This is a genomic window from Burkholderia sp. PvR073 (assembly GCF_054055695.1).
The window spans coordinates 224,458-242,972 of the sequence record NZ_JBSRXO010000006.1; the positions used below are offsets into that span (position 1 = coordinate 224,458).

General features: G+C 66.4%; 15 protein-coding genes. 6 read left to right on the forward strand and 9 right to left on the reverse strand.

The features are described from left to right. Nucleotides 1-34: 34 nt before the first annotated feature. From ACVK00_RS19925 to recG, 4 genes are all read right to left on the reverse strand, one after another. Nucleotides 35-208: a hypothetical protein gene (locus ACVK00_RS19925; protein WP_228906902.1), complete on the reverse strand. Its 174-nt coding sequence runs from the start codon at nt 206-208 to the stop codon at nt 35-37. Nucleotides 209-312: 104 nt separating this feature from the next. Next, on the reverse strand, nt 313-2,499 hold the full coding sequence (katG, locus tag ACVK00_RS19930) for a catalase/peroxidase HPI (RefSeq protein WP_284894846.1): 2,187 nt from the start codon (nt 2,497-2,499) through the stop codon (nt 313-315). Nucleotides 2,500-3,038: 539 nt separating this feature from the next. Further along, the gene (locus ACVK00_RS19935) at nt 3,039-3,998 is read right to left on the reverse strand and encodes a hydrogen peroxide-inducible genes activator (RefSeq protein ID WP_284894847.1); all 960 of its coding nucleotides are present in this window, start codon (nt 3,996-3,998) and stop codon (nt 3,039-3,041) included. A gap of 147 nt (nt 3,999-4,145) precedes the next feature. Beyond that, on the reverse strand, nt 4,146-6,500 hold the full coding sequence (gene recG / locus ACVK00_RS19940) for an ATP-dependent DNA helicase RecG (protein ID WP_284894848.1): 2,355 nt from the start codon (nt 6,498-6,500) through the stop codon (nt 4,146-4,148). 166 nt (nt 6,501-6,666) lie between these two features. Between recG and queA the strand changes: the two genes are divergently transcribed. From queA to ACVK00_RS19970, 6 genes are all read left to right on the forward strand, one after another. Then, nucleotides 6,667-7,734 carry a tRNA preQ1(34) S-adenosylmethionine ribosyltransferase-isomerase QueA gene (gene queA, locus ACVK00_RS19945; RefSeq protein ID WP_284894849.1) on the forward strand — a complete coding sequence of 356 codons (1,068 nt, stop codon included), beginning with the start codon at nt 6,667-6,669 and terminating at the stop codon, nt 7,732-7,734. 168 nt (nt 7,735-7,902) lie between these two features. Next, nucleotides 7,903-9,090: a tRNA guanosine(34) transglycosylase Tgt gene (tgt, locus tag ACVK00_RS19950; protein ID WP_284894850.1), complete on the forward strand. Its 1,188-nt coding sequence runs from the start codon at nt 7,903-7,905 to the stop codon at nt 9,088-9,090. Nucleotides 9,091-9,335: 245 nt separating this feature from the next. Next, nucleotides 9,336-9,659, forward strand: coding sequence for a preprotein translocase subunit YajC (gene yajC, locus ACVK00_RS19955; protein WP_006476868.1), 324 nt, complete (start codon nt 9,336-9,338; stop codon nt 9,657-9,659). 106 nt (nt 9,660-9,765) lie between these two features. Next, nucleotides 9,766-11,787, forward strand: a complete 2,022-nt coding sequence (gene secD, locus ACVK00_RS19960) for a protein translocase subunit SecD (protein ID WP_284894851.1) — start codon at nt 9,766-9,768, stop codon at nt 11,785-11,787. 18 nt (nt 11,788-11,805) lie between these two features. Then, entirely contained in the window at nt 11,806-12,756 is a 951-nt protein-coding gene (gene secF / locus ACVK00_RS19965; RefSeq protein WP_011656006.1) for a protein translocase subunit SecF, read from the forward strand. 156 nt (nt 12,757-12,912) lie between these two features. Next, the gene (locus ACVK00_RS19970; protein WP_284894852.1) at nt 12,913-14,460 is read left to right on the forward strand and encodes a S41 family peptidase; all 1,548 of its coding nucleotides are present in this window, start codon (nt 12,913-12,915) and stop codon (nt 14,458-14,460) included. A gap of 19 nt (nt 14,461-14,479) precedes the next feature. Here ACVK00_RS19970 and ACVK00_RS19975 read toward each other — a convergent pair whose 3' ends face one another. The 5 genes from ACVK00_RS19975 to ACVK00_RS19995 form a co-directional block, all read right to left on the reverse strand. Then, nucleotides 14,480-14,899: a hypothetical protein gene (locus ACVK00_RS19975; RefSeq protein ID WP_284894853.1), complete on the reverse strand. Its 420-nt coding sequence runs from the start codon at nt 14,897-14,899 to the stop codon at nt 14,480-14,482. Next, the gene (locus ACVK00_RS19980; protein WP_350227441.1) at nt 14,887-15,672 is read right to left on the reverse strand and encodes a LysM peptidoglycan-binding domain-containing protein; all 786 of its coding nucleotides are present in this window, start codon (nt 15,670-15,672) and stop codon (nt 14,887-14,889) included. The genes ACVK00_RS19975 and ACVK00_RS19980 overlap by 13 nt, the downstream gene beginning before the upstream one ends. A gap of 197 nt (nt 15,673-15,869) precedes the next feature. Beyond that, nucleotides 15,870-17,147: an MFS transporter gene (locus tag ACVK00_RS19985; RefSeq protein ID WP_228906893.1), complete on the reverse strand. Its 1,278-nt coding sequence runs from the start codon at nt 17,145-17,147 to the stop codon at nt 15,870-15,872. Between the two features lie 153 nt (nt 17,148-17,300). After that, entirely contained in the window at nt 17,301-17,882 is a 582-nt protein-coding gene (locus ACVK00_RS19990; protein ID WP_006755693.1) for a YceI family protein, read from the reverse strand. 65 nt (nt 17,883-17,947) lie between these two features. Beyond that, nucleotides 17,948-18,508, reverse strand: coding sequence for a YceI family protein (locus ACVK00_RS19995; protein WP_284894854.1), 561 nt, complete (start codon nt 18,506-18,508; stop codon nt 17,948-17,950). Between the last annotated feature and the right edge of the window lie 7 nt (nt 18,509-18,515).

Consider the following 18,515-nt stretch of genomic DNA (forward strand, 5'->3'; position numbering starts at 1 on the left):
GTGCCAGTCTAGCGCGGCGAGCGAATCGCTGCGCTCAGCCGCCGGCACTCGAGACGATCGGCGCGAGCGCGTGCAGCGCCTGCGCGACCAGCTCGGCCGCACCGCCGACGACGATCGCGAAACCGACGATGCGCCGCGCCAGCTCGGCCGGCGTGCGCATCTCGGGCGCCGCGAACGCGGCGCGCATGTTCAGCATGATTTGCGTCATGGTCGTCACTCCTTCGACAAGACCTTGAATCGGAAGAAAAAACGGCCGGTCGCGCGACCGGCCGTTGCACGTTGCAACGTGACTGCGCTAGCGCGTCACGACATTCACGCGAGGTCGAAGCGGTCGAGGTTCATCACCTTGTTCCAGGCGGCGACGAAATCGCGCACGAACTTCTCGTTCGCGTCCGCGCTGCCGTACACCTCGGCCAGCGCGCGCAACTGCGAGTGCGAACCGAAGATCAGGTCGACGCGCGTGCCGGTCCACTTGACCTGGCCCGTCGCACGATCGCGCCCTTCGAACACGTCGTTCGCGGCCGACACCGGCTTCCACTCCGTGCCCATGTCGAGCAGGTTCACGAAGAAGTCGTTCGACAGCGTGCCCGGACGGTCGGTGAACACGCCGTGCTTCGCGTCGCCGACGTTCGCGCCGAGCACCCGCAGGCCGCCGACGAGCACCGTCAGCTCCGGCCCGTTCAGCGTCAGCAGCTGGGCCTTGTCGACCAGCAGCGCCTCTGCCGGCGTCTTGTACGCCCCCTTCACGTAGTTGCGGAAACCGTCCGCGACCGGCTCGAGCACGGCCATCGCGTCGACGTCCGTCTGCTCCTGCGACGCGTCCATCCGGCCCGGTGCGAACGGCACCGTCACCGCGACACCGGCGCTCTTCGCGGCCTGTTCGACGCCGGCCGCACCGGCCAGCACGATCAGATCGGCGAGCGACACCTTCTTGCCGCCCGTCTGCGCATCGTTGAACGCCTTGCGCACGCTTTCGAGCGTCTCGAGCACCGTCGCGAGGGCGACCGGCTGGTTCACTTCCCAGTCCTTCTGCGGCGCCAGGCGGATGCGCGCACCGTTCGCGCCGCCGCGCTTGTCGGAACCCCGGAACGTCGAGGCCGACGCCCACGCGGTCGACACGAGCTGCGCGACCGACAGGCCCGACGCGAGCACCTTCGCCTTCAGCGCCGCGACGTCCGCGTCATCGATCAGCAGGTGGTCGACGGCCGGGATCGGGTCCTGCCACAGCAGTTCCTCGGCCGGCACTTCCGGGCCGAGATAGCGCGCACGCGGACCCATGTCGCGATGGGTGAGCTTGAACCAGGCGCGCGCGAACGCGTCGGCAAACTCGGCCGGGTTCTCGTAGAAGCGGCGCGAGATCTTCTCGTAGGCCGGATCGAAACGCAGCGACAGGTCGGTCGTCAGCATCGTCGGGCGATGCTTCTTCGACGCGTCGAACGCATCCGGAATTACTTCGTCGGCCCCCTTCGCGACCCACTGGTGCGCGCCGGCCGGGCTCTTCGTCAGTTCCCATTCGTAGCTGAACAGGTGCTTGAAGAAGTCGTTGCTCCACTTCGTCGGCGTCGACGTCCACGTGACTTCGAGGCCGCTGGTGATCGCATCGTGGCCCTTGCCCGATGCATACGCGCTCTTCCAGCCGAGACCCTGATGCTCGATGCCGGCCGCTTCCGGCTCCGCACCGACGTCCGTCGCGGGGCCCGCGCCGTGCGTCTTGCCGAACGTGTGGCCGCCGGCGATCAGCGCGACCGTCTCTTCGTCGTTCATCGCCATCCGTGCGAACGTGTCGCGGATGTCGCGCGCCGCCGCGACCGGGTCGGGGTTGCCGTCCGGGCCTTCCGGGTTCACGTAGATGAGGCCCATCTGCACGGCCGCGAGCGGGTTCTCGAGATCACGGTCGCCCGAGTAACGGCTGTTCGGGCCGCCGCTCAGTTCCAGCCAGATCTTTTCCGAACCCCAGTAGACGTCGTCCGGTTCCCACGTGTCGGCCCGGCCGCCCGCGTAACCGAAGGTCTTGAAGCCCATCGATTCGAGCGCGACGTTGCCGGTCAGGATCAGCAGGTCGGCCCACGAGATGTTGCGGCCGTACTTCTGCTTGATCGGCCACAGCAGCCGGCGCGCCTTGTCGAGGTTCGCGTTGTCCGGCCAGCTGTTCAGCGGGGCGAAGCGCTGCTGCCCGCCGCCCGCGCCGCCGCGGCCGTCGGCAGTCCGGTACGTGCCGGCGCTGTGCCAGGCCATCCGGATGAACAGGCCGCCGTAGTGGCCGAAGTCGGCCGGCCACCAGTCCTGCGACGTCGTCATCAGCGCCTGCAGGTCGCGCTTCACCGCCGCGAGGTCCAGCTTCTTGAATGCTTGTGCGTAGTCGAAATCCTTGTCCATCGGATCGGACAGCGCCGAGTGCCGGTGCAGGATGTTCAGGTTCAGCTGGTTCGGCCACCAGTCCTTGTTCGACGTGCCGCCGGCCGCCGTATGGTTGAACGGACATTTCGATTCGGTCGACATGCTTTTTCTCCTTTACTTGCTCGTAGGCCCCCACTTGCCGGGCGCGGTTCGTGGAGCATTGCGGGGGGGATAAAACGGAACAGGGTCGCCCTGTCGTGCTACGGGGTGTCAGGCGTGGCTTTCGATGCGGGTTTCGGGACTTCGGACATGCAATGCCCCCTCATGACTGGACGGCGATGAATCGGGGGAACCCAGGAGCGGCGCGCGGCGGCACTCATCCGCCGTACACACGGTCCGCCAGGTATGCGAACGCAATCGGGCGCAGGCTGCGGGCCGCCGCCCTGGCACGAGTCAGGACTTCATCGCGCGACGGCATGTTCCGCTGCGCGTGCTGCAATACCGATCGCATCATGACATCCTCCTTTGACGCTTGCATCCAGCGTGCGGATCGGGCTGTCGATCCGACGCCGATCCATGCAGAACATTCTAATTATATCTATCGAATATAGTAATTTGATAAAAATTATCTATTCGATAGGGAAAAATAAACGGGGTCGCAAGACCCCGTTCATCATGCCGTCACGCATGCCGCAGCGCGCTCAGTTCATCGTCGCCGGCATGTCGAGCTTCGCGACACCCGGCAGCTCGCACGCGGCGATCGCGTCGCTGATCGCGTCGATCGCGGGCATCCGCGTGAAGCTCTTGCGCCACACGAGCACGACGCGGCGATCGGGCACCGGTTCGTTGAACGGCACGTACGACAGCAGTTCGGCGTCGGGGCCGTTCGCGCGCGGGCCGATCTCGGCGACCGACATCCGTGGCAGCACCGTGATGCCGACCCCACTCGCGACCATATGGCGAATCGTTTCGAGCGACGAGCCCTCGAAGGTCTTCTGGATGCCGTCGGCTGTTTGCGAGAAGCGCATCAGTTCCGGGCACACGCCGAGCACGTGATCGCGGAAGCAGTGGCCGTTGCCGAGCAGCAGCATGGTTTCCTGCTTGAGATCCTCGGCGTCGATCTCGGCGCGCTTCTCCCACGGATGGCCGGCCGGCAGCGCGACGACGAACGGCTCGTCGTACAGCGGCCGCACCATCAGGCCGGTTTCGGGAAACGGCAGCGCCATGATCGCGGCGTCGATCTCGCCCTGCTTCAGCAGTTCGAGCAGCTTCAGCGTGTAGTTCTCCTGCAGCATCAGCGGCATCTGCGGCACACGCTGGATCATCTGCTTGACGAGCGTCGGCAGCAGGTACGGCCCGATCGTGTAGATCACGCCAAGACGGAACGGGCCGACGAGCGGGTCCTTGCCCTGCTTCGCGATCTCCTTGATCGCGAAGGTCTGCTCGAGCACGCGCTGCGCCTGCGTGACGATCTGGTCGCCGATCGGGGTCACGCTCACTTCGCTCGCGCCGCGCTCGAAAATCTGCACGTTCAGCTCGTCTTCCAGCTTCTTGATCGCCACCGATAGGGTCGGCTGGCTCACGAAGCAGGCTTCGGCCGCGCGACCGAAATGCCGCTCGCGCGCGACCGCGACGATGTATTTCAGTTCAGTCAGGGTCATTGTGGGTCAATCAGATATATACAGGCGATAGGTTTAATTTATACACCCACTCGGACCGATTCGCCAAGTTTCTCAGTATTGCAATGCGCCGGACGGCGGCGAATTTCGATTTCAAATCCGGCCCTGAATGCGTCGATCACGCGTCGATCACGCCTTCAGATACTGCTCCCGCGCGCCGAGCCAGCGGGCGAGATGCTGCGTGACCACGTCGGGATACGCGGCGATCAGTCGTGCCGCCGCGTCGCGGGCCGGGTCGATCAGCCAGCCGTCGGTCTCGAGGTTCGCGAAGCGCAGCATCGCCGCGCCCGACTGGCGCGCGCCGAGGAATTCGCCGGGGCCGCGGATCTCGAGGTCGCGCCGCGCGATCTCGAAGCCGTCGGTCGTCTCGCGCATCGTCTTCAGCCGCTCGCGGCCGGTGAGCGACAGCGGGCCCGTGTACAGCAGCACGCACACCGATGCCGCGGTGCCGCGCCCGACCCGGCCGCGCAACTGGTGCAGTTGCGCGAGGCCGAAGCGCTCCGCGTGCTCGATCACCATCAGCGACGCGTTCGGCACGTCGACGCCGACCTCGATCACGGTCGTCGCGACGAGCAGCTGCACGTCGTTGCGCGTGAAGGCTTCCATCACGGCCGCCTTGTCGGCCGGCGACAGCCTGCCGTGCACGAGCCCGACCTTCAACTCGGGCAGGGCCGTGGCCAGCGTCTCGTAGGTCTCGACGGCCGTCTGCAACTGCAGCGTCTCGCTCTCCTCGATCAGCGGACACACCCAGTACACCTGGCGGCCGGTCAGCGCGGCCTCGCGCACGCGCGCGATCACCTCCTCGCGCCGCGCGTCGCCGACGAGGCGCGTCAGCACCGGCGTGCGGCCCGGCGGCAGCTCGTCGATCGTCGACACCTCGAGATCCGCGTAATACGTCATCGCGAGCGTGCGCGGAATCGGCGTGGCCGACATCATCAGCTGGTGCGGCTGGAAATCGCGCGCGCCGTTGGCCGCGTTCGCGGCCTTCGCACGCAGCGCGAGACGCTGCTCGACGCCGAAGCGGTGCTGCTCGTCGACGATTACGAGGCCGAGCCGCGCGAATTCGACCGTGTCCTGGATGATCGCGTGCGTGCCGATCACGAGCTGCGCGGTGCCGAGCGCCGCGGCCTCGATCGCCGCGCGCTTCTCCTTCGCCTTCAGGCTGCCCGCGAGCCACGCGACCGACACGCCGAGCGGCTCGAGCCACGCGCGCAGCTTGCGTGCATGCTGTTCCGCGAGGATTTCGGTCGGCGCCATCAGCGCGGCCTGGTAGCCGGCATCGATCGCTTGCGTCGCGGCCAGCGCGGCGACGACCGTCTTGCCGCTGCCGACGTCACCTTGCAACAGCCGCTGCATCGGGTGCGCGAGCGTGAGGTCGTGCGCGATCTCGTCGACGACGCGCGCCTGCGCGCCCGTCAGCGTGAACGGCAGCGCCGCGTAGAGGCGCGTCGTCAGCGCGTCGGCATCGGTCGCGGTGCGGCGCGGCATCGCGGGCGCCGCGCGCGTGCGGCGCTCCTCGTGCGCGCGCTTGAGCGACAGCTGCTGCGCGAGCAACTCCTCGAACTTGATGCGTGTCCATGCCGGATGCGAGCCGTCCATCAGCGCGTCTTCGTCGGAATCGACGCCCGGGTGATGCAGGATGCGCACGGCCTGCGCGAGGGTCGGCACGCCGAGCGGCTTCAGGTAGTCGCGCTCGATCTCGGGCGGCAGCAGCTCGGGCAGCGGCGTGCGCTCGACCGCGTTCTCGATCGCCTTGCGCAGATACGCCTGCGACACGCCGGCCGTGCTCGGATAGACGGGCGTGAGCACCTGCGGCAGCGGCGCATCGGCTTCGACCACGCGCACGGCCGGATGCACCATCTCCATCCCGAAGAAGCCGCCGCGCACATCGCCGCGCACGCGCAGCCGCTGGCCGACGGCCATCTGCTTGACCTGCGAGCCGTAGAAATTCAGGAAGCGCAGCACGAGCTGCTCGCCGTCGTCGTCCTGGATCTTCACGACGAGCTGGCGGCGCGGCCGGTACGCGACCTCGTTGTCGAACACGACGCCTTCGGTCTGCGCGATGCCGCCCGGCAGCAGTTCGCCGATCGGCGTGAGCGTGGTTTCGTCCTCGTAGCGCATCGGCAGATGCAGCACGAGATCGATCGAGCGCGTGAGGCCGAGCTTCGCGAGCTTGTCGACGGTCTTCACGGGTTTGTCGGCGGCCGGCTTCTTCTTGCGCTTCGCGCCGGGTGCATCGGATGCGCCCGATGCCGCCGCACCCGCTTCGTCGCTACCGGCGCCCGGTTCGACGTCGGGCGCGGCAGCGGCGGGCTGCGCGAGACGCCCGTCGGCGCCGCGCTTCGGCCCCGCGCGCTTCGGCGCCGCGCGCGCGTCGGAACCGCGCTCCCCCGCGCTTCGCGCGGGTAACGCGGCATCGTCCGCGTCGAACGGATCGGCGGAATCGGCAACGGCAGCGGAGGAACGGCGTGGTGACACAGGCATCGGATCGTCTGGGTGCTTCGCAAGGCAAGTACAATAGCGGCTTTCACGTCGCCGAACGAACGACGCCGGCCAGGCCGCGCATCCCGCCATCATAGCGGCTCGCGCGCCCCATTTATGCGTTTCCGCCCTGTCGGCGGCGCCCGCCGGCCGTTTCGAACCAGCCCGCATGTTCACGCTTTCCGATTTCGATTTCAATCTGCCGCCCGAGCTGATTGCTCAAACCGCGCTGCCCGAGCGCACCGCGAGCCGCCTGCTCGAGGTCGACCACACCGTCGAGCCCGCGCGCCTCGTCCACCGCAACTTCGCCGAGCTGCCGTCGTGCATCGCGCCCGGCGACCTGCTCGTGTTCAACGATACCAGGGTGCTGAAGGCGCGTTTCTTCGGCCAGAAGGCCAGCGGCGGCAAGATCGAGGTGCTGATCGAGCGCGTGACCGGCACGCATACGGCGCTCGCGCAGATCCGCGCGAGCAAGTCGCCGGGCGCCGGCACGACGCTGCGCCTCGCCGACGCGTTCGACGTGACGGTCGGCGAACGCGTCGAACCGTTCTTCACGCTGCACTTCCCGCAGCCGTGCCTCACGCTGATCGAGCAGCACGGTCGCCTGCCGCTGCCGCCGTACATCGAGCACGACGCCGACGCGAACGACGAGACGCGCTACCAGACCGTCTACGCGAGCAACCCGGGCGCGGTCGCCGCGCCGACGGCCGGGCTCCATTTCGACCTGCCGCTGCTCGAGAAGCTCGACGCGATGGGCGTCGAGCGCGCCACGCTGACGCTGCACGTGGGCGCCGGCACGTTCCAGCCGGTGCGCGTCGAGAACATCGCCGAGCACCGGATGCACAGCGAGTGGTACGACCTGCCGCAGTCGCTCGTCGACAAGATCGCCGCGACCCGCGCGCGCGGCGGCAACGTGATCGCGGTCGGCACGACGTCGATGCGCGCGCTCGAAGCCGCGGCGCGCAGCGCCGACGAAGCGGGCCGCCCGCTCGCGGCGACGCAGGCCGAGACCGACATCTTCATCACGCCCGGCTACCGCTTCCGGGTCGTCGATCGGCTCGTCACGAACTTCCACCTGCCGAAGTCGACGCTGCTGATGCTGGTGTCCGCGTTCGCGGGCGTCGAGACGATCCGCGCCGCCTACCGGCACGCGATCGACGAACGCTACCGCTTCTTCAGCTACGGCGACGCGATGCTGCTCACGCGGCGCGACACGCCGGAGGCACCGCGCGCGTAAGCGCGGCAGGTGCGAAGACGCACCTGCCCGCGACCGCGCAGCCGCCGTTGCACCCGTTTTCCCGCTGCGCGCGCCGATGACGCGCGCCCGCTTTTCCCCGCCGCCGGCTCGCCGGCAGCGTTTCCAACATGCGCCGGACTGTTTTCCGGTGGCAAGGAGAATGACGCGATGACCGAAGGTTCATCCCACGATACGCACGCGCCCGTGCAGGCGCGCCCGGCCAACGGGCTCGAATTCGAACTGCTGACGACCGACGGCCATGCACGCCGCGGCCGCGTGAAGCTCAACCACGGCGTGGTCGAGACGCCGATCTTCATGCCGGTCGGCACGTACGGCACCGTGAAGGCGATCCAGCCGCGCGAGCTGCACGAGATCAAGGCCCAGATCATCCTCGGCAACACGTTCCACCTGTGGCTGCGCCCGGGCCTCGACACGATCGATGCGCACGGCGGCCTGCACGGCTTCATGGGCTGGAACAAGCCGATCCTGACCGACTCGGGCGGCTTCCAGGTGTTCTCGCTCGGCGACCTGCGCAAGATCACCGAGGACGGCGTCACGTTCGCGTCGCCGATCAACGGCGACAAGCTGTTCCTGTCGCCAGAAGTGTCGATGCAGATCCAGAAGGTGCTGAACTCCGACATCGTGATGCAGTTCGACGAATGCACGCCGTACGCGACCAACGGCGTGCCGACGACGCACAAGGAAGCGGCCGACTCGATGCGCATGTCGCTGCGCTGGGCGAAGCGCTCGCTCGACGAGTTCGACCGGCTCGGCAACCCGAACGCCCTCTTCGGGATCGTCCAGGGCGGGATGTTCGAAGACCTGCGCGACGAATCGCTCGCGGGGCTGTCCGAGCTCGGCTTCCACGGCCTCGCGATCGGCGGGCTGTCGGTCGGCGAGCCGAAGGAAGACATGATGCGCGTGCTGCGGCACGTCGGCCCGAAGCTGCCGGCCCACAAGCCGCACTACCTGATGGGCGTCGGCACGCCGGAAGACCTGGTCGAGGGTGTCGCGAACGGCATCGACATGTTCGACTGCGTGATGCCGACCCGCAACGCGCGCAATGGCTGGCTCTTTACGCGCTTCGGCGACGTGAAGATCCGCAACGCGACGCACAAGAACTCGCTGAAGCCGCTCGATGCGAGCTGCGCCTGCTACACGTGCCAGAACTTCTCGCGCGGCTACCTGCATCACCTGCACCGTGTCGGCGAAATCCTCGGCGCGCAGCTCAACACGATCCACAACCTGCACTACTACCTGCAGCTGATGGGCGAGATCCGCGACGCGATCGAAACCCATACGTTCGACGCGTTCCGCCAGCGCTTCGCGGAGGATCGTGCGAGAGGGGTCGACTGACGGGCCGGCTGCCCGCGCCGCTGCCCGCACCACGGCCTGCCACATCAGACGCGTACTAAATATCGCGTTCCAAGTGCCGGTCGTGACCGCCAAACATTACAATTGCCTTTCCAAACAAGTCGCAACGGTGCCGGTTCATGCTTTAACAGCTTGATCCGACAGCGCATTTGCTGCGCCGTTTGCGCATGGGGCCGGTGGTAGAATAACCGGCTTATTTTTCGATCTTCCCCTACGGAGAGACCAACGTGCCGTTCATTTCCAATGCCTTCGCGCAAGGCGCCGGTGGCGCCGAATCGAGCCTGATGAGCTTCCTGCCGCTCATCCTGATGTTCGCGGTGCTGTACTTCATCATGATCCGTCCGCAGATGAAGCGTCAGAAGGAACACCGCAACATGCTCGCGGCCATGGCGAAGGGCGACGAAGTCGTCACGAGCGGCGGCCTCGTCGGCAAGGTGACGAAGGTCACCGAAGGCTACATCGGCGTCGAAATCGCCGAAGGCACCGAAATCACCGTGCAGAAGGCCGCCGTCACGACCATTCTGCCGAAGGGCACGATCAAGTCGCTGTAAGGCTTTTACCGAGCGTCCGGCTCCCCGCGCCGTGCCCGCCTGAGAGAGCGGGCCGCCGCGGCGCCGGACGCGACGCTTTCACGCCAACCACCCGTTCGGCCCCCTCATGAATCGTTATCCACTCTGGAAATATGTCGTGATGGTCGTGGCGCTCGCCATCGGCTTTCTGTACACATTGCCCAACTTCTTCGGCGAAGCGCCGGCGGTGCAGGTGTCGAGCGGCAAGGCCACGGTCAAGCTCGACTCGAACACGCTGACCCAGGTCGAATCCGCGCTCGCGTCCGCGCAGATCAAGCCGGACGACATCACCTTCGAGAACACGGCGTCCAACGCGAACATCCGCGTGCGCCTGAAGGACACCGATACGCAGCTGCGCGTCAAGGACCTGCTGCAGAAATCGCTGAACGCCGACCCGAACGATCCGCAGTACGTCGTCGCACTGAACCTGCAGAGCGCGTCGCCGCGCTGGCTGACCGCATTGCACGCACTGCCGATGTATCTCGGCCTCGACCTGCGCGGCGGTGTCCACTTCCTGCTCCAGGTCGACATGACGGGCGCGCTGACGAAGAAGCTCGACTCCGACGCATCCGACGCGCGCGCGCTGCTGCGCGACAGGAACATCCGCGACGGCGGCGTGAGCCGCGTCGACCAGTCCGTCGTCGTCAACTTCAGCGATGCGCAAACGGCCGAAGACGCCCGCAAGGTGCTCGCCGCGTCGGTCACCGAACTGCAATGGGCGACCCAGCCCGGCGGCGGCGGCACGCAGGTCGTCGGCACGTTCACGCCGGCCGTGCAGAAGTCCGTCGAGGACGCCGCGCTCAAGCAGAACCTGACGACGCTCCACAACCGCGTGAACGAACTCGGCGTGTCCGAGCCGATCCTGCAGCAGCAGGGCAGCGACCGTATCGTCGTCGAACTGCCGGGCGTGCAGGACACCGCGAAGGCGAAGGACATCATCGGCCGCACCGCGACGCTCGAGGCGCGCCTCGCCGATCCGATCAACACGCACCCGAACCCGAACGACCCCGTGCCGCCGGGCGAGGAGCTGTTCACGCAGGGCAACCAGGCGCCCGTGCTGCTGAAGAAGGAAGTGATCTTCACCGGCGACCGCATCATCGATGCGTCGGCCGGCTTCGACGAACACCAGCGTCCGTCGGTCAACATCCGCCTCGACTCCGCGGGCGGCCGCTCGGTGCGCGCGGTGTCGCGCGACAACATCGGCAAGCCGATGGCGATGGTGCTGTTCGAGAAGGGCAAGGGCGAGGTGCTGACGGTCGCGACGATCCAGTCCGAACTCGGCGACCGCTTCCAGATCACGGGCCAGCCGACGCCGCAGGCAGCGGCCGACCTCGCGCTGCTGCTGCGCGCCGGTTCGCTCGCCGCACCGATGGACATCATCGAGGAACGCACGATCGGCCCGAGCCTCGGCGCGGACAACATCAAGATGGGCGTCCACTCGGTGATCTGGGGCTTCTGCGCGATCGCCGTGTTCATGGTCGCGTACTACATGCTGTTCGGCGTGATCTCGGTGATCGGCCTGTCGGTGAACCTGCTGCTGCTCGTCGCGGTGCTGTCGCTGATGCAGGCGACGCTGACGCTGCCCGGTATCGCGGCAATCGCGCTCGCGCTCGGCATGGCGATCGACTCGAACGTGCTGATCAACGAGCGCGTGCGTGAAGAACTGCGCGCCGGCCAGCCGCCGCAGCTCGCGATCCAGTCCGGCTACGCGCATGCGTGGGCGACGATTCTCGACTCGAACGTCACGACGCTGATCGCCGGCCTCGCGCTGCTCGCGTTCGGCTCGGGCCCGGTTCGCGCGTTCGCGATCGTGCACTGCCTCGGCATCCTGACGTCGATGTTCTCCGCGGTGTTCTTCTCGCGCGGGCTCGTCAACCTCTGGTACGGCGGCCGCAAGAAACTGAAGTCGCTCGCGATCGGCCAGGTGTGGAGGCCGGAAGGCGCCACGGCCGGCGCATCGTTCACCGCGGCCGACGAATCGACCGACACCGCGCGCGCCGCGAAGCTCGCCGCCCCCGCGAAGGGCAACGCCCCGCGCGCCGGCAAGCCGCAGCTGCGCAACCGCGCGCAGCAAGGCGTGTCGCCGAAGAAACCGGGCTCGACCCAATAAGGCCCCGGAGACGAAGCCATGGAATTTTTCCGCATCCGTAAAGACATTCCGTTCATGCGGCACGCGCTGGTGTTCAACGTGATCTCGCTGGTCACGTTCCTCGCCGCCGTGTTCTTCCTGTTCCACCGCGGGCTGCACCTGTCCGTCGAATTCACCGGCGGTACGGTGATCGAGGTCCAGTACCAGCAGGCCGCGCAGCTCGAGCCCGTGCGCGCCACGCTCGGCAAGCTCGGCTACGCCGATGCACAGGTGCAGAACTTCGGCACGTCGCGCAACGTGCTGATCCGCCTGCAGCTGAAGGAAGGCCTCACGTCGGCGCAGCAGAGCGATCAGGTGATGACCGCACTGAAGGCGCAGAGCCCCGACGTGTCGCTGCAGCGCGTCGAGTTCGTCGGCCCGCAGGTCGGCCGCGAGCTCGCGACCGACGGTCTCCTCGCGCTCGCGTGCGTCGTGATCGGCATCGTGATCTACCTGTCGATCCGCTTCGAATGGAAGTACGCGGTCGCCGGCATCATCGCGAACCTGCACGACGTCGTGATCATTCTCGGCTTCTTCGCGTTCTTCCAGTGGGAGTTCTCGCTGGCGGTGCTCGCGGCGATCCTCGCGGTGCTCGGCTACTCGGTCAACGAGTCGGTCGTCATCTTCGACCGGATCCGCGAAACGTTCCGCCGCGAACGCAGGATGAGCGTGTCGGAAGTGATCAACCACGCGATCACGACGACGATGTCGCGCACGATCATCACGCACACGTCGACGGAAATGATGGTGCTGTCGATGTTCTTCTTCGGCGGCCCGACGCTGCACTACTTCGCGCTCGCGCTGACGGTCGGCATCATGTTCGGCATCTACTCGTCGGTGTTCGTCGCGGGCTCGCTCGCGATGTGGCTCGGCATCAAGCGCGAAGACCTGATCAAGGAAAAGAAGGGCGCACACGATCCGGACGATCCGAACGCAGGCGCGCAGGTTTGAGCCCGCGCCGTTTCGGCTGAAACCAGAAGGCCGGTCCCTCGTGGACCGGCCTTTTTTCATGCGCGCCGCCGCCCTCTTGCGCCGACGCGACGGCACGGGGCGTCGGCTACAATCGCGTCACCATCCCGCCCCGCCCCCGTCGAAGCCGCGGTCCTCATGATGCCTGCCACGCGTGTCGTTCGTCGCCTCGTCGCCTGGAGTACCGGTGCAGCCGCCGCGGCCGCGTTGGTTGCATGCGCATCGGCCGCCCGCGCGCAATCCGTGTCCGCGTCCGCGCCGACCGCGTCCGCCACCGCGCCTGCCGCCGCGTCGCAACCGTCACCCTGCCCGCCCGACTGGGAACCGCAACTGTGCGAACTGAAGGCCGCCGTCGACGTGCTGAAGAAACAGCACCTGACCGACGTCGACATCGGCGCGCTGCTCGACGCCACCGTGCACGACGGGATCAAGACGCTGCCGTACGCGCGCTTCTTCAACGCGAAGGAGCGCCAGCAGCAGCTCGACGACGAGCGCCGCGCGCGGGACGGCACGCCGGGCATCGGCATCGTGTTCGAGACGCGGCCCGACGGGCTGCACATCATCGACGTGATTCCCGACGCACCCGCCGAGCAGGCCGGCGTGCGGCCCGACGATCTCGTCGTCGCGATGAACGACACGAGCGTCGTTGGCCTCGACAGCAGCGAGGTCGTGAAACTCGCGAAAGGCGACACGGGCGTGCCGCTGAAACTCACGGTCCGGCGCGGTCCGAATCATGCGACGCTGACCTTCGCGCCCGTGCGCGCGATCGTCCGGCCGCATCCGGCGACCGCGAAGCGGCTCCCCGGCGACATCCTGTACACGCGCCTGTCGAGCTTCCCGGAGCCCGCGGTCGGCAACTACATCGACGCGGTGCAGGCCGCGCGCCGCGCGGGGCCGCCCGTGCAAGGCGTGATCCTCGACCTGCGCATCAACGGCGGCGGCGCGCTCAATGCGGCGATCGGGATCGTCGCGCTGTTCGCCGGGCGCGACCGCACCGCGATGGTCACGCTCGAGCGCGACGGCACGAAGCGCCGCCGCTTCACGACCAACTGGCCCGACTACGAACTGCCGGTCATGCACGGCCAGGATCCGCTCGCGCCGCTGCAGGCCGACGACTGGTGGCGCACCGTGCCGCTCGTCGTGCTCGTCGACGGACAGAGCGCGTCGGCCGCCGAAGCGAGCGCGGCAGCACTCAAGGATCTCGGCCGCGCGCGGCTGCTCGGGATGCCGACCTACGGGAAAGGGCTCGCGCAGACCGGCGTCGACCTGATCGACGGCACGCGGCTCAACTTCACGTTCGCGCGCAATCTGCGGCCGAACGGCTGCCCGATGGACGGCTACGGCGTGGTGCCGGACTGGCTCGTGGCGCCGCGCCGCGACTCGGACGTCGACGGCGTGCTGCTGTGGTATCGCGAAGTCGATCTCCCCCGCGCGCCCTATGCGGACCGGCTGGCGCCCGATCCGTTCGCGCAGGTGCGCAAGGCGCGGCAGACACTGCGCGAGCAGCGCGTGCGCGCGAAGGTCGATATGTCGAAGAGCGCGGCGCTGCCGCAGCGCGAATTCGACACGGCTGCCGACTGGCAGCTCCGGCAGGCGCTCAATGCGCTCGCCGAGCGCGCGATTGCGACGGTTGAGGCGAAACCATGGTTGATGCCCGCGAAGCCGGTGTGCAAACCCGAAGACTAACTGTCAGTACGACTCCAACTCAATCCGTCTTGGTCATCAAGCACGACAATACTTGCCTTTCTGGTAATGGCGAATTGTCCCATTCCGGCAAATCCCTTTTCTGAAATCCCTCCAAAGATTGGTAGCCGGTCACATTCCAGCTGTAGCCACTTGCGTGCTCAACTTCGACAACGGAATAACGACATCGATTGCCGCGTTTTTCCAAAAAAAAGACAATTCGTTCTCGGTCAAGCTTTTTTTCCAGGATTTCGTAGTGCGTCGCCTTGCAGACACTGTAGGCCGAATCCCATTCGATTGTCTTGGCACGTACATGGAGTGCGCCGGAACAGGCCCGGCCTGTTCCCTGGAATGTGCCTGTGAAAGCCTGATCAGAAGCGAGCGCCACACTCGACATGCTTCCGACAGACATGGACAACACCCAGGCCATCAGTACGCGCATATCGCCCGTTCTCCTTTCCGGATCAATGCCAGAGCATGGTCGAGCTTCCTAGCATACATTGGATCACCAACGTTATAGCACGCTGCAATGTTCGATGTCGTGATCAACTTCCAGCCAACGATGACCTTCCTCAACGATGCCTTCCGATACTTCAATACCTGGCCTGGCCTCAATATATGTCCCGTCGGGTTGAGTTTTTGAATGGTTTCCACAGTGCTGCCTTTGGTTCTGGCAATTTTGGCGATGCTGTCCCCGGCCTGCACGTTCACTTCATAGACCGTGTCATCGGAATCCGGAACGCTCTTGATCGCATAATTCGCCATACGCATCAACAGGTAGCCGATTCCGGCACGGATGTTATATGCGGGAATGGTCGTTGCAGCACCTATGGTCAATCGCTCCTTCCATGCGACAGGAATAATCAAATCCCCTCCCTCGTTCCCCGCTAGCAAAGACCTCAATCCGGGATCTCCCGGGTTTCCTATCTGGATCGGATTCGATCTCCACTTCTTGCTTTCTGCCCCGGTCTCCACCCATATCATCGCCTTGATAAGCAGCCAATCCAATGGCCGGTACCCGGACGTGCCCGAGAGATGACGGTTGTACTCATCCACTGCCATTCGGATTTCACAATCCCAGGCATTCCATTTGGTATCGCCAACGGCTCTATTGATGCCGTCCTGCCATTTCTCGAAACCTGTGTTCGGTTGTGCGAGGCGCACCATATCAGTCCTTTCCAGCCCAATCGCCGGGGTATTTTGGGAAATACCCACGAGACTCTACAAAGCGAGGGACGAAATCGCCATAAGACGTGACTGAATTTGGCGAGGCTCATATAGAGCCAGAGCCGGAGGCAATCGCTGATATATCCCGAACCGCGAGCGAGCAGCTACATGACAGCATGCTTGCCACCACGAGAATCGCCGCGCCCCCACGCGGCGGTCCACGCTCCGCCCGCGGCACCGCGACTTCACCGGAACCCGAACCGCCGCCGTAGCACGAACAGCGCCACGAGGCTCAGCACGGCCGCGAACATCAGGTAGAAGCTCGGCGCGGTCTTCATCCCGGTCGCGCGGATCAGCCACGCGATGATGAACGGCCCGAAGCCGCCGAAGATCGTCACCGCGACGTTATACGCGAGCGACATCCCGGTCGTGCGCGTCTGCACCGGAAACACTTCCGACAGCAGGCCCGGCAGCGCCGCGAAATAGCCGGTCATCAGGAACGCGAGCAGCACCTGCAGCGCGATCAGCGTGCCGAAGCCCGGATGCGCGACCAGGTACGCGAACGCCGGATAGATCAGCACGAGAATGCCGAGCGCCGGCGCGATCATCACGCGCACGCGGCCGTAGCGATCCGACCAGTGGCCGACGAGCGGCGCGAACGCCATCTGGATCACGCCGACGACGAGGATCGCCGCGAACGCGGCCGACGGCGCGAGGCCGAGCTGCTTCACGCCGTAGGTCGGCATGAACAGCACGAGATAGGTCGCGACGGTGCCGAGCACGACCACGCCCATCGCGGCGACGAGCCGCGCCTTGTGCGACGCGAACGTGTCGCGCAACGGGCTCGCGGTGCTTTCGGCCGCGAGGAATTCGGGCGTCTCGTCGACCTTGGAGCGGATGTAGTACGCGACGGGCCCGAGCAGCAGCCCGAAGAAGAATGGAATGCGCCAGCCCCACGCGGCCATCTGGTCGGCCGTGAGCTGCGCGTTCAGCACGGTGCCGAAACCGGCGGCAAGCAGGGTCGTGAGGCCCTGGCTCGCGACCTGCCAGCTCGCGAAGAAGCCGCGCCGGCCCGGCACGTGCTCGGCCAGGAACGCGGTCGCGCTGCCGAATTCGCCGCCCGCCGAGAAACCCTGCATCAGCCGTGCGGCGACGAGGATCAGCGGCGCCGCGACGCCGATCGTCCGGTAGGTCGGCAGCACCGCGATGACGAGCGTGCCGGCCATCATCAGCAGGATCGACAGCGTGAGTGCGGCCTTGCGGCCCGCGCGGTCGGCGTACGCGCCGAGCACGATCGCGCCGAGCGGACGCATGAAGAACGACACGCCGAACGTGCCGAGCGTGAGCAGCAGCGACACGGTGTCGTTGCCGGCCGGAAAGAACAGCTTCGAGATCGTCACCGCGAAGAAGCCGTAGACGACGAGGTCGAACCACTCGAGCGCGTTGCCGATCGACGCGGCGACCACCGCGCGCCACACGCGCGGCGACGAGGCAATGGAGCGGGACTGCGTGACGGCGTGCATCGGCGATCTCCTTGTCGTTGTACGTTCTGTCGGACGCGTCCGTTCTCGCGCCGCGAGCTGTGCCGACGATTATAGGCGCGCAAAAAAAACCGCCGCGACCCCGGAAGCGGGGGCGCGGCGGCGGGCACGCGGCGGCCAGTGCGGCCGGGCGCGTTACTGCTGCTTGACGGCTTCGGCCGTGATCAGCAGCTTCGTCTTCATCTTGAAGCCGTATTGCTTGCCGTAGTCGAGGCCGAAATCGTCGCGGCTGAATTCGCCGACCGCGTCGACACCGCACACTTCACGCTTGAGCATCGGGTGCGGCATGCACTTGAACGAGTCGATCTTCAGCGTGACCGGCTTCGTGACGCCATGCAGCGTCAGGTTGCCGACCACCGACACGGGCTTGTCGCCGTCGAACTTGATCGTGCCCTTGTAGTTCGCCTGCGGGAACTTGGAAGCGTCGAAGAATTCGCCCGTCTGCAGGTGCTCGTCGAGCTTCGTGCTGCCCGTGTGGATCGACGCGATGTCGGTCGTCACGTCGACCGTACCCGTCTTCGCCGCGCGGTCGAGCGTCACGGTGCCGCTCGACTTGTCGAACTTGCCGCGCCAGACCGACAGGCCGCCGAAGTGGTCGGCCTCGAAGCTCGGGTACGTGTGGCTCGGGTCGAACTGGTACGTCGCGGTGTCGGCGAATGCCGAGAACGACAGCGAAGCGGCCAGCGCGCCGGCGGCGATGATCAGATGCTTTTTCAAACTCATTCTCCTTTGAACAGCGCCGCGCCCTCGCGCGGCATTCGGGTAATGCAACAGCGCGCCGCTTACTTCGTGGCGACGAGATGGAACTTGATCTGCACTTCGTCGGCGACGATCGACGTGTCCTTCCACTCGCCGGTGCCGACGTTGAACGCCGAACGCTTGATCGGCAGCACGCCGTCGAAGGTCTGCGTCGCGCCGCTCTGCGTGACCGTGACGGGCACCGTGACGGTCTCGGACTTGCCCTTGATCGTCAGCTTGCCGGTCACGTTGTACTTGTTGCCGCCCGCCGGCGCGATCGCCGACGACGCGAAGGTCGCCTGCGGATACGTCTTCGCGTCGAACCAGTCCTTGCCCGCGACCTGGTCGTTGTACATCTTGTCGCCCAGGTCGAAGCTCGCGATGTCGATCGACATCTGCGCGCTGCCCTGCGCGGCCTTCGCCGGGTCGAACTTCACCTGCGCGGAAAACTTCTTGAATGCGCCTTCGGTCGGCACGTTCATCTGCTTGGACACGGCGGACACCTTGCTCTTCGCGAGATCGACGTCGGCGTGCGCCGCGGCCGACGCGACAAGTGCCACCGCGGCGAACGCGGTCAGCATGGAGCGGGAGAAAGACACTTTCATGGGATCC

What these genes read in the sequence shown, in the direction of transcription:
- ACVK00_RS19925 (WP_228906902.1), bottom strand. Translation starts at nt 208, where the DNA reads ATGACGCAAATCATGCTGAACATGCGCGCCGCGTTCGCGGCGCCCGAG.
- katG (WP_284894846.1), bottom strand. Translation starts at nt 2,499, where the DNA reads ATGTCGACCGAATCGAAATGTCCGTTCAACCATACGGCGGCCGGCGGC.
- ACVK00_RS19935 (WP_284894847.1), bottom strand. Translation starts at nt 3,998, where the DNA reads ATGACCCTGACTGAACTGAAATACATCGTCGCGGTCGCGCGCGAGCGG.
- recG (WP_284894848.1), bottom strand. Translation starts at nt 6,500, where the DNA reads ATGCCTGTGTCACCACGCCGTTCCTCCGCTGCCGTTGCCGATTCCGCC.
- queA (WP_284894849.1), top strand. Translation starts at nt 6,667, where the DNA reads ATGTTCACGCTTTCCGATTTCGATTTCAATCTGCCGCCCGAGCTGATT.
- tgt (WP_284894850.1), top strand. Translation starts at nt 7,903, where the DNA reads ATGACCGAAGGTTCATCCCACGATACGCACGCGCCCGTGCAGGCGCGC.
- secD (WP_284894851.1), top strand. Translation starts at nt 9,766, where the DNA reads ATGAATCGTTATCCACTCTGGAAATATGTCGTGATGGTCGTGGCGCTC.
- secF (WP_011656006.1), top strand. Translation starts at nt 11,806, where the DNA reads ATGGAATTTTTCCGCATCCGTAAAGACATTCCGTTCATGCGGCACGCG.
- ACVK00_RS19970 (WP_284894852.1), top strand. Translation starts at nt 12,913, where the DNA reads ATGATGCCTGCCACGCGTGTCGTTCGTCGCCTCGTCGCCTGGAGTACC.
- ACVK00_RS19975 (WP_284894853.1), bottom strand. Translation starts at nt 14,899, where the DNA reads ATGCGCGTACTGATGGCCTGGGTGTTGTCCATGTCTGTCGGAAGCATG.
- ACVK00_RS19985 (WP_228906893.1), bottom strand. Translation starts at nt 17,147, where the DNA reads ATGCACGCCGTCACGCAGTCCCGCTCCATTGCCTCGTCGCCGCGCGTG.
- ACVK00_RS19995 (WP_284894854.1), bottom strand. Translation starts at nt 18,508, where the DNA reads ATGAAAGTGTCTTTCTCCCGCTCCATGCTGACCGCGTTCGCCGCGGTG.